At 33.9% G+C, this 14,332-nt stretch carries 15 protein-coding genes and 1 pseudogene; 3 read left to right on the plus strand and 13 right to left on the minus strand.

Going from position 1 to position 14,332, the window contains the following annotated elements:
* Positions 1-42 precede the first annotated feature (42 nt).
* The 5 genes from BN358_RS07750 to BN358_RS07770 form a co-directional block, all read right to left on the minus strand.
* Positions 43-1,350, minus strand: coding sequence for a hypothetical protein (locus BN358_RS07750; RefSeq protein WP_019228659.1), 1,308 nt, complete (start codon positions 1,348-1,350; stop codon positions 43-45).
* A gap of 187 nt (positions 1,351-1,537) precedes the next feature.
* Positions 1,538-2,134, minus strand: coding sequence for a dienelactone hydrolase family protein (locus tag BN358_RS07755; protein ID WP_019228660.1), 597 nt, complete (start codon positions 2,132-2,134; stop codon positions 1,538-1,540).
* 49 nt (positions 2,135-2,183) lie between these two features.
* The gene (locus BN358_RS07760) at positions 2,184-2,603 is read right to left on the minus strand and encodes a YjdF family protein (RefSeq protein WP_019228661.1); all 420 of its coding nucleotides are present in this window, start codon (positions 2,601-2,603) and stop codon (positions 2,184-2,186) included.
* A 256-nt stretch (positions 2,604-2,859) separates the two neighbouring features.
* Positions 2,860-3,522: a CatA-like O-acetyltransferase gene (locus tag BN358_RS07765; RefSeq protein WP_019228662.1), complete on the minus strand. Its 663-nt coding sequence runs from the start codon at positions 3,520-3,522 to the stop codon at positions 2,860-2,862.
* Complete coding sequence (locus tag BN358_RS07770) at positions 3,519-4,103, minus strand: helix-turn-helix domain-containing protein (protein ID WP_019228663.1); 585 nt, start codon at positions 4,101-4,103, stop codon at positions 3,519-3,521. The genes BN358_RS07765 and BN358_RS07770 overlap by 4 nt, the downstream gene beginning before the upstream one ends.
* Before the next feature lie 256 nt (positions 4,104-4,359).
* On the opposite strand from BN358_RS07770, the gene BN358_RS07775 reads away from it, so the two are divergent.
* The gene (locus tag BN358_RS07775; RefSeq protein ID WP_019228664.1) at positions 4,360-4,803 is read left to right on the plus strand and encodes a MerR family transcriptional regulator; all 444 of its coding nucleotides are present in this window, start codon (positions 4,360-4,362) and stop codon (positions 4,801-4,803) included.
* A 167-nt stretch (positions 4,804-4,970) separates the two neighbouring features.
* Here the strand turns inward: BN358_RS07775 and BN358_RS07780 are convergent, their stop codons facing one another.
* From BN358_RS07780 to BN358_RS22290, 8 genes and pseudogenes are all read right to left on the minus strand, one after another.
* A complete protein-coding gene (locus BN358_RS07780; protein WP_232233055.1) occupies positions 4,971-5,180 on the minus strand; it encodes a hypothetical protein in 210 nt (69 codons plus the stop codon).
* Between the two features lie 231 nt (positions 5,181-5,411).
* Positions 5,412-5,975, minus strand: coding sequence for a TipAS antibiotic-recognition domain-containing protein (locus tag BN358_RS27465; RefSeq protein ID WP_051010992.1), 564 nt, complete (start codon positions 5,973-5,975; stop codon positions 5,412-5,414).
* A gap of 65 nt (positions 5,976-6,040) precedes the next feature.
* The gene (locus BN358_RS27470; RefSeq protein ID WP_051010994.1) at positions 6,041-6,301 is read right to left on the minus strand and encodes a MerR family transcriptional regulator; all 261 of its coding nucleotides are present in this window, start codon (positions 6,299-6,301) and stop codon (positions 6,041-6,043) included.
* 225 nt (positions 6,302-6,526) lie between these two features.
* Complete coding sequence (locus BN358_RS07790; protein ID WP_019228666.1) at positions 6,527-6,838, minus strand: hypothetical protein; 312 nt, start codon at positions 6,836-6,838, stop codon at positions 6,527-6,529.
* A 73-nt stretch (positions 6,839-6,911) separates the two neighbouring features.
* Positions 6,912-8,582 carry a 2-oxoacid:acceptor oxidoreductase subunit alpha gene (locus BN358_RS07795; protein ID WP_019228667.1) on the minus strand — a complete coding sequence of 557 codons (1,671 nt, stop codon included), beginning with the start codon at positions 8,580-8,582 and terminating at the stop codon, positions 6,912-6,914.
* A gap of 31 nt (positions 8,583-8,613) precedes the next feature.
* Entirely contained in the window at positions 8,614-9,462 is an 849-nt protein-coding gene (locus BN358_RS07800) for a 2-oxoacid:ferredoxin oxidoreductase subunit beta (RefSeq protein ID WP_019228668.1), read from the minus strand.
* Between the two features lie 227 nt (positions 9,463-9,689).
* Positions 9,690-10,115: pseudogene (locus BN358_RS07805) on the minus strand (sensor histidine kinase); the annotation flags it as partial.
* Positions 10,116-10,154: 39 nt separating this feature from the next.
* Positions 10,155-11,867, minus strand: a complete 1,713-nt coding sequence (locus BN358_RS22290; RefSeq protein WP_019228670.1) for a hypothetical protein — start codon at positions 11,865-11,867, stop codon at positions 10,155-10,157.
* A gap of 293 nt (positions 11,868-12,160) precedes the next feature.
* Between BN358_RS22290 and BN358_RS07815 the strand changes: the two genes are divergently transcribed.
* Together BN358_RS07815 and BN358_RS07820 are read left to right on the plus strand one after the other, a co-directional pair.
* A complete protein-coding gene (locus BN358_RS07815; protein WP_019228671.1) occupies positions 12,161-12,895 on the plus strand; it encodes a LytTR family DNA-binding domain-containing protein in 735 nt (244 codons plus the stop codon).
* Positions 12,895-14,211 carry an ATP-binding protein gene (locus tag BN358_RS07820; protein ID WP_019228672.1) on the plus strand — a complete coding sequence of 439 codons (1,317 nt, stop codon included), beginning with the start codon at positions 12,895-12,897 and terminating at the stop codon, positions 14,209-14,211. Before BN358_RS07815 ends, BN358_RS07820 begins: the two co-directional genes overlap by 1 nt.
* Positions 14,212-14,332: the final 121 nt, after the last annotated feature.

Consider the following 14,332-nt stretch of genomic DNA (forward strand, 5'->3'; position numbering starts at 1 on the left):
GTTGGTTACAGTTTATTAAATTATTCTAAATCTTTCATGCCTTTAGTTTTTATTTTCCGGGGTTTGACAGGTTATACGGTTTTCCAAATTTTCTACTACAAAACGAATAAGCTCAGACGCTGAATTACGACGAAATGGAAAAACCCTGCCATGATATATATAGTAGATGAGCATTGACCAATAAACTTCGTAACCACCTTTGTCGAATTCTTCTTCTATAGGGAAATAACCCTTACAGCCATTTGTATACCCCCCGAAGTAAAAGTAATCATCGTGAAGATATTCTGAAATACGCAGGGCAAATTCACACATCACCTCATTTGCAACTCCGCAAAGACACCCGTTCCCTATTACAAAATATTGAACCTCCGTCGAATCGCTTTGTTCCTGAATTCCTGCATTTTTTAGTCTTTCCACCTCAGCAAGCCATGATGTTCCATCTATGCCGCAATACTTTTTGGCATCATCTGCTATGTCCAAGGCATCATTATAAGAAGGAACATCTGAACAAAGAGTGATTGATTTTGAAAACATTGCAAGTTGGTTTACAGGCTGTGGACAGACGCTGTCAAGCATCCTGCGTATACTGTCTGCAATTTCTTCTGCCATATCCATAAGTGCAGTATCTGAACGAATAAAACGATCGTCACAGGCATCAGGCGGATTTATCATGGATTTGAAGTATTTAGGAGCAACATTTCCTGATGCCCCTTGCGTGGTCATCACCGAGCATCCATATTCAGTCTGCAGCAAATTCCTGACCATGCCGAAATAATCTGAAGAAATCAGATAATTATCTGCTTTTAGAACATTTCCGTGGGCAGTTAAACGTAAAAGCAACAGTTTTATCTTTCCGTCATTTGCATCGCAAACTTTTAATACTCCAATCCTTCTGTCTAGTTGCTCACAATCTCTGCGTCGGTTCAAGCCGATATCAGAATAGGCATTTCCCCATGCTGCACTGACTTGAATCATTTTCTGTACTGCTAGTAAGACGCCGTTTTTAATCTGTTGGCAAACAAATTGAAAATACTCTGGTTCCTTACTTTCATTTGGACCGGAATGAGTATGGGAAAAGCAAAACATAACCTTTTCTTCACTAACATCCAGCAGCTTACCAATCTCTTTTCTCAAGAAATTAGCATTTTGACTGCAAAAACCAATGTGATCTAAAGCTACAAGACAGCATATTTCTTCATTCATCTTCCATACAGATATTTGTGCTGAAAGATTGTGTAAAATTCCTCTGGAACGCTCATCTTCCCTTCCAAAACCAACCATTTCCACTGAGTGAGATGGTGTAATATCAACTTCTGAATATCCTAGCATTAACATATTTTCATTTTTCATTTAACTTTACTCCTTTTATTTTAAATAATATAAAAGTGCAAAGCTAATCGGACAAATTTTACTCCATGCAAACAAATCCTAATTAACTTTGCATGGAGCTATTACAATTGTCAACATCATACAACCACTCCCTTCCACGATATTGAATTCTATTTACAGAATAGAATTAATTGGTCATGCTTAATACTCATTTTTTACATTCATTTATAAAGCAGACAATTGCCTCTTCAGCATGTTTTGAATGCTTGTGATTGTAATGTTTAGAATGGGGATCTAAAAAACCATGCCCAGCATCAAACTCAAGTACAGTTAAATGCTGTTTATCTTGAAGCCGGCAAGTCAATGCATGTACATCAAAAGAATCTTCCTTTGCAAATATTAAAAGCGTCGGACAGCTGGGGTTTGTATGGGCATAATCCCTGATACGCGAACCATAACAGGCTACAATCCCGCTGCACAATGAATTTTCACTGCATCTCCACGCTATAGTCGCTCCGGCACTAAAGCCCATAATAAATACATTGTCATATTTGTCTTTTAATTCATTGACGAGATCGCTGATTTCTTTATACGCATCAAATCCAACATTGCTCATAAAAAAGTCATAGGCTTCTATAGATTCTTCGTAAGAAAAAGAATCTCTGTCAATCATATTTGGACAAAAAACATCATAACCATCTTCAACAAACTTTATAGATTGCTCCTGTACAAATTGGTTAACTCCATATATCTCATGAAGCAAAATCATTGCATCCTTACGCTTTTCTGATTTACTATCCAACATCTTATCCTCAATAATGTGTAGCCTAACCGTTCCTAAAGATAAAGGACAATTATCTGCCCTTGTGTTTTTCTCTTCTTTTCTGTTGTTTCAATTTATATTGGAATTCTTTCTTTGCTTCATGCTGTTCGCGAGAATAAGCTTTTCTTTCCAATTTTCCTTGCTCTTGTTGTAGTTTCAAAGCTTGTTGAGACTTTGATCCTATCCCTACATTTTTGATCTGTTTCTTGACTTCTCTTTGTAAACGTTTAGGATTTATCCTTTCCTTTTCTTCTACAATAGAATCAACAGAAGGACTAAAACGAAGTTTATGGTAATTTTCCAATATGAACGCCTGTACTTCATAATCTTTGGGCTCTGCACCAAATGTAACCTTGCAAACAGATAACTTATCGTTATCAATTCGTTCAAATATTCCAACCCAAAATGGTTCTTCGAAAAACACCTGTAATCTTCCTGATACTTTGTCCATATAATCACTCCTTTAAGATTTAATGAACAAAGAACGGACAACCAAGGAGGCAGGTTACTGACAACAAATTGTTGCTCCCGGACTACCTACCGGGACGTGTTTTTATCTTTGTAATTTTATTATATCAAATCATATTAATTTAACAATATATTATTTACAAATTTCTGTATATGTTGACTATGGAGTACATGATATTTTATTCATCGGTCATAGGGGACGGTTACCGTCCCCTATGGATCCCCTATGGCTCATATTTTTACAGCCACTCATCCGGATTATTCATCGTCCTTTGCAATTCCTCAAAAAACACTTTTAAGTGGTACCCATCTGTTGTTGCATGGTGGACTGTAACAGAAAGAGGCATTGAAATCTTTCCCTCCGTTTCTGTAAAACCACCTGCTTCAAAACTTGGAAAATAATAATCCTTTATTCCATGATTGTGTAATGAAAAACTGTTGAAAGTAAACCACGGAATACATGATACGATATAAGCATTAGGACGCGGCAAACCCTTTGATGATAAAATACCGTGGCTATCCCCATGCTGTGCCGTATCTTTAATATACTGTTTATAAAACACATCAAAATTCTCATCATATTCCGTCCAAAGCAATGATGTTGTCTTATCATCCTTGTGGAATTGAGGGTAAGCAGGAGTAAGATTATCCCAATACCCCAGAATTCCATCATGAACAGCTATGCGCAGTTCTTGTTGCTTGCTAATAGCTCTGGTAACTAAATACAGGTATGCAGGGAAAAATTTATATCCCTTACTTTTCAATGTTTTCCGAAGAACCGTGACGTCCATTGTCACATTGACAGTATAGGTAGTAGGAGCCATTTGTGTATAATAATGAAACGCTTGTGCCATAGGCCAAGTCTGTATGTCAATGGGATGAAAGTTATTTTCTTTGTTCATTGTCCATTCACCCACAATCCATGTTGATTACAGCAAAAATAAATATTTCCGCCGTACATCTTTGGAAAACGCACTTCGCCGCTTTGCTCAGGGTACAGTTTAATTAAAAATACTCTGTCATAAGCGACATAGGCCACAAAACTAAGATAATGTGTCTTGCTCATCTCATGCGAAAAAGTAATATAATAATCATCTTCTACTTCTTCCACAGTTAGTTTGTGAAATTCATCAGTGGGCTTTGGAATGAGCGGAACAAGTTTCCGTCCGCAACAAGAAACTTCCGGATCCCCTGTGGCGGTGAGTATGTTTCCGCAATTCGGACACACGTAAAATTTTACTTTTTTCATATTTCCTCCGTCTGCATCATTAGGTTCTAAATCTCCTAATAATAATTTTTCAATATTTACACCTAGTATCTGAGAGAGTTCACTTAACAAGGATACATCAGGACATCCCAAACCACGTTCCCATTTTGAGATAGTCTTGTCACTGATGTTCATAGCATCAGCAAGCTGCTTTTGTGTCATTTTGTTTTCCTTACGCAAATCAAATATCAGCTTTCCAACATTGGTACAATCCAAGTTATTCACCTCCCTTTACTAAGAATAATCGCAGACAGAGTATAATTCAATAAACGTTCCGTAGAGTTTTAATAATAATAGATAAATTATTTTACCACATTTTAGATTTCTCCACAATTAAATCTGCAGCCACATATTCTTTATAGTTGTTTTGACATTCCAATTGTAATGTGATAAAATAGTTCTGATATCTAAACCTAACTTTAGGTCAAGATATTTTTTAACTTTTTGTAAATATTTTTTAAAGGAGATTCTTATGTACACAATAGGACAAGTATCGGAAATGTATGACTTACCAGTTTCTACATTGCGTTATTATGATAAAGAGGGCCTGTTCCCTAACATACAGCGTTCATCCGGCATACGAAAATTTAGCGACAAAGAAATTGAAGCACTTCGTGTCATTGAATGTTTAAAAAAATCCGGCCTGGAAATAAAGGACATCAAGAAATTTATGGAGTGGAGCGAAATGGGCAGTGAAACCTATCCTCAGCGCAAAGAACTGTTTGCAAAACAAAAAGAAGCTGTCGAATCCGAGATTAATAAATTAGAAAAAGTATTGAGTATGCTTAAGTATAAATGCTGGTATTATGATCAAGCAATCAAAGATGGAACTGAATATCAAATATTCGCCATGCTTCCAGACAAATTACCGAAAAAAATCCAGGAATATTATAATCATTCACATGAAGCAGAATAACATTATTCGTATAATTAACCTGCATAATTGTATTTAATTTTATAATTTTTAATAGTCGTCTTATATTAGTTCGTCACTTCAGCAGTCATTGTAAAAGGAAACCGTAAGTTTTAAGAAAAATAAAAACGGACGTATTTGTTTAGCAATACGTCCGCTCTACACTTTTTTTATAACCTTGAAGCGAAGTGCTCCATAGCCTGTTTAAGTTCTTCAGCTGCTTCAGTCTTTATGACTTCAAAATATTGAGGCATTATTTCCTGAAGATATGCCTTATCGAATGTACCAGCATCTTGTCGAGCAAAACTTTCAGCTAACAGTCTTTGTGCTTCTTCTTTTTTATCGTCCTTTGCTCGTTCCATAAAAAAATTATAAAACATCTCTTGTCCTTGATTCATGTGTTTTCATTCCTTTCAATTAGGATTCACTATGTTTCCAAATTAATTATATATATAAATTACAATTTATTCAAGCCCACTGCACAATTCCTATTTACGGAATATCTGAAAGTTTTTTATCTATAATAGTCAATAGTAGCCATTAAAATAAATTTTAAATCAACAAGATTTTTAACATTCTTAACATAAAGAAATGTTGTGAAAATAAAATTACTATTTCTTTTCAGAATAAAACTTAAATGCCTTTCCAATAAATATGCATGCTCCCTCGCCATATTTCTCATCCATTATTTTTATTGACATAGGGTCTTTTAAATGTGTATCAGCAAAAAAACTCCAGTAGTTTTCTCCCTTATCCCTTTTGTCTATTTTTAAAAACTTAAATTTCTCATCAGTAAGATTTACAATTTCTAAAACAATTTGCTGAATTTCGGGTGAAGAGGGATCTTTAGTCATATCAGCTGTAATCTTTTCATATAATCTATTATCCTTATCAGTATAATACTCTAAATCTTTCTTTTTTATAGTGCTCATATATTCAATGCTATCTTTATTAGCCTCAAAATTATTCTTAGTAGCTTCAATAAATTTATCCATACTTTCATATTGCTCTATAGCCAGTTTAGCCAACTCAGTTTCCTTGCTTTTGGAGTTTTCAATAAATTTATCATATGCTTCTATACTACCCCAATTTTTTTCTATATAATCCTCATTTCCCTTTTTTAATTCTTCAAGTCTATTAAAATATTCTGTCATATCAAATTCTTTAAAACTCATTGTGTTTTCTCCTTTTAATGTTTTGTTTATAAGCTCTACTAAGTTGTTCAATCTATTGCGTTTAATTATAAGTAATTTTTTTGTTTTTCTAAAGCTTGCATCTTATTAAATTTTGGGCTATCCATGATTCTTTTCACTTCTTTTAGCGGTATATCAAGTTCTTTAAAAAACAAAATCTGTTGCAGGGTTACTAGTGCCTCATTGTCATAAAGTCTGTAACCTGACTCTGTAACTGCACTAGGTTTTAACAATCCTATTTCATCATAGTAATGCAGCATACGTACGCTTATTCCTGTTAGATCCGAAACTTGTTTTACTGTTCTCATGGTTTTACCTCCAAATATTATTTTGAGCTGCCAATACCGCTTAACACTCTGCCGGCTATGAGTTTTATTGATATATTCAAGCTCTTTTTTTATATTACACTATGACATGGTGTTAGGGTCAATACCTTTTTAAAATTTATTTCTGTATATAAAAAGCCAGAGATTACTCTCTGGCTCTATTTATTTATCAATTTCAGCAAATTTGAATTATGTTTCTGTTTAAGCTCATTTTGTGCTACTGGGCATATGTCTTATAAGGTATCTAAATACATCTATAATTAAACCATAAATAATAAATGTTACAATTGAACCTATATACCAATATATTGAAATATGTTCAATGATTGTTCCAGAAGATACTTGTAACCCTGAATTCATAAAATCTCTTATTATATCAGAACGAGACATAGTCCTTAATATTGGATTTAGGTAAATCAAAACAATACTTTTTGAATCCTGTCCTACTTGGTGCATGTATATTTCCAATGCAGCTAATATTACAAACCAAAAGGTAAAGGACTTAAATATTTTTTTCATTTAAATAATTCCTCCATAAAATAAATAACCTGTACTACTCTGACAAGTCAAATATTCATTCACATCTTTCTCCTTAATTTAAAACCTCATTCTTTAATCGTCTATATATTTCATCTCCACTAAAAGGTCTACCGTCAAATTTCAATATTTTAAAATTTGACTCATATGGTGTTTCTTCTTTTATAATGCTATTTAGTTGACCGGTAGCATTTTGCTCTATGTCTATTATATTCTTTGCGCTTTTACCCAAATTTAGAATCTTTTTCTTTGGAAACGGCCATATATCACCAAATACTAAAGCTCCAATTGAGAATCCTTCGACGTTTAATCTATATACAGCTTCTTTTACTGAGCCATAGGTTGAACCCCAGCACACAATCAGGTTTTCAGGATTTTCTTCTCCTATAAACCACGGCTCTTCTACCTCTTCCTTTAATCCTTCAGATTTTCTCATTCTCTTAAGTACCATTTCAGTTCTTAGCTTTGGATCTTCTGTAATATGACCATATTCATCATGTTCATGACTATCTATCAACACTACTTCACCAGGAATTTTTCCAGGAATCATCCTGGGAGATACACCACTTTCAGTTATTTTATATCTTTTATATTCACTATTAATTAAGTCATCTTCTCTGCAAAGATTTCTTTCTATTTTAATTTTAGAAAAATCAAATGGCGGAGAAGTCTTTGTATACTCTGCTAAATATAAATCTGTCAATATTATTACCGGAATCTGATATTTTTCTGCTATATTGAAAGCCCTTGATGTCTGGTAAAACGCATCCTCGGGGTCCCTTAATGCTATTACCATTCGTGGAAATTCTCCATGGCCTGCATGTATTATAAACCGAAGATCACTTTGTTCTGTCCTGGTAGACATTCCGGTAGCAGGACCTGATCTTTGTGCGTTTACTATTACGACAGGAAACTCCCCTATTCCTGCAAAGCTCAATGCTTCAACCATCAGCGCAAATCCTCCGCCGGATGAACCGGTCATAGCTCTAACTCCTGCATAAGATGCTCCTAATGCCATATTTAGAGCTGCTACCTCATCTTCAACTTGGTCTACTGCAATCTCAACCTCCTCTGATTTAGAAGAAAAATAGCCTAAAATGCTGGTAGAAGGCGTCATTGGATATCCGCAATAGTATTTGCACCCTGCAGCAATTGCTCCAAGGGATAGCGCCTTATTTCCATTGATTATAATATTATTTTCTTTCTTCAGTACCAACTTGCATTTAGTATCTATAAGCTTATATCCTTCATTGATAGCAGCTATATTATCTTGGGCTGTTTTTTCTTTAAATTCTTCATTCAATACATCTTCTGCTAATTTAATCGGAAGTCCAAAATATTTTAATATAGCACCTAATCCAATAGTATTATATACTTTTGGATTAATATTTGATGCTGCTTTTTCAATAGGAAGAGATATTATATTCTCGCCGGTTGCTATCTCTTCACCGCATATAATATTCCCATCATATTTTAATTTGTCTTTATGAACTTCTATTGTCTCTTTATTTAAAGCCAATATTATATTTACTTCTTCTGTAAAAGAACTAATCTCCTTATCAGAAAATCTAATTTGAGTAAAATTATGTCCTCCTCTTACCATAGACATATAGTCCCTGTAAGTAAAAACATAAAACCCGGACCTCTTTAATATTTTTTCTAATATATTAGCGGAAGTATCTAAACCTTGACCTGCAGCTCCACCAATTAATAAACTATAATCCAATTAAGTACCTCCAAACCAATCGTTAATATCCTTATTTAAATTCATCCATTAATTTTTCAGCATCAAGTGGATTAAGTTCTCTATCAACAAGTGCTGGGCCATTATTAATGAACTCAAACTTATCTCCATAGTCTTCCTTTTCAACTTTATATAGGATACCTATAGGAATTCTGTCATCAAACTCCAATGCTTTTTCCATTGCTATTTTTGCGTTAGTATAGTCATAGTCATCCGGTAAATGATAAACTTTATTCTTATACCATTGAAATGTGTTAACCTTGTTCCAAACAACACAAGGCTGAAATATATCTATTAATGCATATCCTTTGTAATTAATGGCTTCCTTCATTAAACTAACAAGATGAGGAATATCACCTGAGAATCCTCTCGCAACAAATCCTGCACCCATTGTAAGTGCTAATGCCAAAGGTTTTACCGGCTCTACTTTGACACCATCAAATTGTAATGTAGTCTTTTGACCCATGGCTGTTGTTGGAGATGCCTGCCCTTTAGTCAATCCATATATTTGATTATCATGAACAAAATGGGCTATGTCTATGTTTCTCCTTATTCCATGGATAAAATGATTTCCACCTTCTCCATAGGTATCTCCATCCCCTGACTCTACTATAACCTTTAAGTTTTTGTTTGATAATTTAATGCCGATAGCCGGAGGCATGGCCCTGCCATGTAATCCGTTAAACCCATTTATTTTTATATAATGAGGCATTTTTGCCGCTTGACCAATACCTGATACAATCACTGCTTCATGCGGTTTTATTTCTAATTCCTCTAAAGCTGTTTTTAACGCAGTCCTTATCATATAGTTGCCACAACCGGGGCACCATGATGGATCATAAAGCTCATATTCACAATTCATTATAAAACCTCCACTACTTATATGCTTACCAATAACCTATACCCAGATTATATTGCAGTAAACTAATATATGAGATTGAAAATAAAATATTCTTACACTCTAAAAGAAAAAGGGCTATATTGGAATTTTTTCTTCGCTTCATTTTGTTCACGAGAATAAGCTTTTATTTCCAATTTTCCTTGTTCCTGTTGTAGTTTATTTCTTTCTATATGTGGATTATTGTATGTTCAGTGAGGATTAGAGGGATGCTCTATTTTGATTTTTCCATTATGTACGTTTACGATTTGTTTAACAATAAGCAACCCTAAACCGTGATGTTGCTCTATTGTATTTGTATCACATACAATGTAATGTGGTGCAATATTTAACATTTTTAGCTGTTCATCGGTAACACCTACACCGCTATCCTCAATACAGATGACACAATCCCTATCTTTGTCCTCAACAGAAACATAAATCGTACACCCATTTTCATTGTGATAAATACTATTTTGGATTAGATTAGCTACCGCACGTTTCAATAACTCTTTGTCAGCATTGATTACACATGAAAAAAGTTTATCCTCTGTTTTCCATTCCAACGAAAACTTATCATCAATATTCATATTAATAAAATCAACAACCACTTGACGAACAATGGCTACCGCATTTTCACAGTCTGTTCCATAGTCATAGGGATACGGGGCATACAATTATTTAAATTCTGTACTTAAGTCTCCTATACATATTGTGTTGGTGCCTTTATTGAAATAGTAAACTTTGTTGCCTTCGACCGTTATGGAATATGAATCATCTGAAGATCTAAATACTTTTTTACCGGTATTATCAAAAAGTATAATTCTATCAGTCAACTCATTATCACCTGAGAGAGTGCAAACAACATATTCCTTATCAGACCCTGTCAACTTTAATTCGCGCACGCCCCATCCTATATTCTCATAACTGGAATCATATAATCCATGATCCACTCCGCTTTCAAAATATATATGACCTCCAAGAACTTCAAACCGCTCAATAAAATTATTGCCCCTCTCCAGTTTTGTCTGTATTGGATATTCAATCTTTTCAGATATTTTATACTTGAAGAGTTCAACATATCTATTGTGATAGTAAATATAATCTCCCTCTGCCTTGAAACCTGTAACTTCTTGGTCAGTTATTCTTCTCGTTTCATTAGTCTTAATATTCACCTGATACAGACCGGTTGTAGTCTTGATACCGCCATTTTTTATATAATCAGCAGCTGCTCTTGTATCAAACCCAAGGATATATAAATCATCGCCAATAAGATAACAGTCCCTCGATCCAGTTCCGCCTTCACTTATTCTCTCAGTGCCGGGCATATCGTTTATATTCCAGTACCAGCCATAGAGGTAATCCATAGATCCAATTTTTTCCCAGCCAGGATAAGTTAGATCAGCAGAATCAATTGTGTTTGGGGTTTTCATGTATAAATTTCCGGGACCCGGTGCAGGACCTACCCACCACTGGAACTCCTTGTCATTGAAAGACTTAAGTACGTTTCTTGAATTACTGATCAACGTTGCCCCATCGCTGTTTAGGCGAAACAGATAATCCGTCCCCATTGTCGCCCCGCCATTATGAAATGTAAGATAAGCATTTCCATCTTCAGAATATAACCAGGGCAAGACATATGTTTTACCATCCCCTAGACTGTTAAAAGGAAGTTGATATATAACTTTACTTGTTGGTGCCTCGTTCATACCACCATTAGATTCAATATTATTTGAGGAAACGATTTTTGATTGCATAATCGTTCCATTTACGCCTACATAATACACATATCCATCTGCTATTGCCATTACTTCCGTATCCTTCGCTCTGTCATTGGGAACTGTGCTCTGAAGCAAATGTATGTTATTAGAATTTATAGACAGGCCGTTATTCAAATCAAAACTGTAATCCCAGCCAAACTCATCAACGGCAAACTTCCAAGTGATTGGGAAATATGTAATATCACGAAATATTAGTATTGGATATTCTTCCTTACTGTTGTCGATTAACTTTCCATTTATCTTAATCGGAAATGTAGGAATCGTTGCTTTATAGCTGCTATTATTTCTTTCCTTTGTGCTATAAGGACAATATGCAGCTGTTATATCTGTCGCATCTATCAATAAGCCTTCTTGATTCCCCCTCCAGCTGGATTCCAACCCCAGAAACCTGCAATCACTATATGTCATTGGAAAATAAGTGATATCCTTGTACACTATCAAAGGATATTTATTATAACGGTTATCCATGTTCACACTGTTAAGTGCAACATTAAATGTCGGGAGTGTCACCGTGACACTTGCTGATACATTTGCTGCATAAGCAGGGATTATACTTGCCATTATAAATGTAAAAATCATCATTAATAAACCAACAACTCTTTTACCCACTACTTCATCTCCTCAGAATTAATTTTAATCAGTAATAACTTCGCACACCCAGGATACGATTCCAATAGTATTCGTATTATCAAATAATTTTTGAGGTGGCAGCCTAAAAACATTATATTATTTTTTGATTATTTTACAATATTACCACTTTATTCTTATTTTTAACATAATAACAAGTAATATTAAAAATGGAGTGAATGGTACATAGTCCTCACCGGTTGACAAAAATCTTGAGATTATTGTAATTTTTTGGTATAATTTTGTCAGATAATGGTGTGAACAGGGGTTAAAACGTGAGAATTGCAGTAATTGATGATAATTCCCAAGACCGAAAAGCTGCTATTACTCTTGCAAAAGAGTATTTTATTCGGAGAAAAGAATATGAGAACATACAGATTTTTTATGATGAATACCATAGCGGAGAGGATTTTTTAAAGTCTTACATAAAGGGAATATATGATATTTTATTTTTGGATATTTATATGAAATCTTTAACCGGAATTGATATAGCCAGACAAGTTTCCTTAACAGATGAAAATTGTCATATTATATTTTTTACAAGCAGTGAGGAGCATTATCCCGAAAGCTATGAGGTCCATGCCAAAGGTTATGTAACAAAACCTTTAAAGGAGTCCTCCTTTGCATTTTGTAATGCTATGGATTATGTGATGAAACAATTATCTTTGCAATTTTCTGGCCTAACTATATTTTTAAACGGATCTGAAGTTTTCTGTCCATTTAAGGAAATTTTGTATTTTGAAGTAAACAATCGCAAGCTATATTTTCATCTTTTAGAAAAAACTTTTGAAGTGTCCGGTAAGTATTTAGATTATTCACAGGAGTTATTAAATGATACTCGTTTTTTGGAATGCTACAGAAACCTTATTATAAACATGGATTATATACAAAATTATGACGAAGATAACTTTTTGTTAAAAAATAATGAAAGGCTTCCAATTAGCCGAAGAAAAAAACAAATGGTGCTTAATCAATATATGAAATATTTCTTAGGAAAGAGGAATGTCTGATGAGTTTTATAATAAATAGCATTTTGGTCTCCGTTATTTGGCTGACAGGAGTTTTTCTCAGATACATCCCTTTTCATACAATTCTATCCAACAGGCAGAAAAGACTTTTAGTTCTTTCATACTCTGCTTTTTTTATGGTTCAATTTGCTGCATTATTTCTTATTTTCTCAAATTTCATAATAACTCCCAAAGGTTATAAGTTTATTATATGCTGTGGTGGTTTTTGCTATTTTATAATCAACTGCATAATAATTCCAAATCAGCTTTTTAAACATATTTTTATTTTATCTGTACAAAGCGTCTATTCCTTGTTTCTTCATTCTTTTGCTGCGTTGTTCACCAACATGTATTTTTCAAATATTCCATTAAACATACAATTTCAAATTCAAAGCCTTGGCTTTTTATCACTTTTTCTTTTATGCTCCTATCCACTTTATAAAATTTTAAAAAATTCATTTTTGCTCCGAATTGGCGAGGAAAAGCATTATTACTGGAAATGGATTTGGTTGGTGCCTTGCTTTACACTTTTCGGAAATATGATCACTACTATGGATGGTGCGTGGATTTCCACATGGCAGCAATTTTTCGCAAGAGTATTCATGTCCATTACCGTAATTGCGTCATGGAAATGCATCAACATTGATTTTGAAGAACTAGATGAAAAAATCAGAGTTAAAAACGAAAATGAATTATTGAATCTGCAAATCAAAGCAATTTCTGACAGTGCTTATTTGCTTGAAGAAAAGGAAGAAAAAATAAGAATTATACGCCATGATATAAGACACCAGTCACAAATGCTTTTCTCCTTAATTTCAGAGAATGAAAATGATAAGGCTCTTGAAATGTTAAAAAAGCTGAATACCCAATTATTGTCTATAGGTACTGTAAAGTTCTGTCAAAATCAAATTGTAAATTCTGCAATTTCTATCTATGCGCATAAGGCCATTTCTTCCCATATTAAACTGGAATATGAAATATCTTTACCAAAGGAATTGCCTTTCGATGAAAATGATATTGCTATTTTATATGCCAATATACTGGACAATGCAGTAAATGCCAGCTTATCTCAGCCGGAAGAAAGGCGAACAATTAAAATCAACTCAAGATATGAGCAAAATCAATTGGTAATTTTTGTTGAAAACTACTTTGCAGAAAAAATTTCATTTGATGGTAAGGGTATTCCCATTTCTCAAAAAGATGGTCACGGTTTTGGTATGAAGTCAATCCTTTCCGTTATAAAAAAATATAATGGAACAGCTATATTTACTCATGACAATAATATTTTCTCCGCAGGGTTTATATTCTTAAAAGCTTAATTTTTAGAAGTTTATTGATGACCTCTGTAAAGGAACGCAAGAAGTAAACTTTGTAATTTATAAAAACGGCAAAAAAACGAGACAAAATTCGCATTTATGGCATTTTTGTCTCGTTTTTTTG

Origin of the sequence: Sedimentibacter sp. B4, from assembly GCF_000309315.1 — a bacterium.
Lineage (GTDB): Bacteria > Bacillota > Clostridia > Tissierellales > Sedimentibacteraceae > Sedimentibacter > Sedimentibacter saalensis.

Coding starts and splice junctions, on each gene's coding strand:
- BN358_RS07750 (WP_019228659.1), bottom strand. CDS start 1,350: ATGAAAAATGAAAATATGTTAATGCTAGGATATTCAGAAGTTGATATT.
- BN358_RS07755 (WP_019228660.1), bottom strand. CDS start 2,134: ATGTTGGATAGTAAATCAGAAAAGCGTAAGGATGCAATGATTTTGCTT.
- BN358_RS07760 (WP_019228661.1), bottom strand. CDS start 2,603: ATGGACAAAGTATCAGGAAGATTACAGGTGTTTTTCGAAGAACCATTT.
- BN358_RS07765 (WP_019228662.1), bottom strand. CDS start 3,522: ATGAACAAAGAAAATAACTTTCATCCCATTGACATACAGACTTGGCCT.
- BN358_RS07775 (WP_019228664.1), top strand. CDS start 4,360: ATGTACACAATAGGACAAGTATCGGAAATGTATGACTTACCAGTTTCT.
- BN358_RS07780 (WP_232233055.1), bottom strand. CDS start 5,180: ATGTTTTATAATTTTTTTATGGAACGAGCAAAGGACGATAAAAAAGAA.
- BN358_RS27465 (WP_051010992.1), bottom strand. CDS start 5,975: ATGAGTTTTAAAGAATTTGATATGACAGAATATTTTAATAGACTTGAA.
- BN358_RS27470 (WP_051010994.1), bottom strand. CDS start 6,301: ATGAGAACAGTAAAACAAGTTTCGGATCTAACAGGAATAAGCGTACGT.
- BN358_RS07790 (WP_019228666.1), bottom strand. CDS start 6,838: ATGAAAAAAATATTTAAGTCCTTTACCTTTTGGTTTGTAATATTAGCT.
- BN358_RS07800 (WP_019228668.1), bottom strand. CDS start 9,462: ATGAATTGTGAATATGAGCTTTATGATCCATCATGGTGCCCCGGTTGT.
- BN358_RS07820 (WP_019228672.1), top strand. CDS start 12,895: ATGAGTTTTATAATAAATAGCATTTTGGTCTCCGTTATTTGGCTGACA.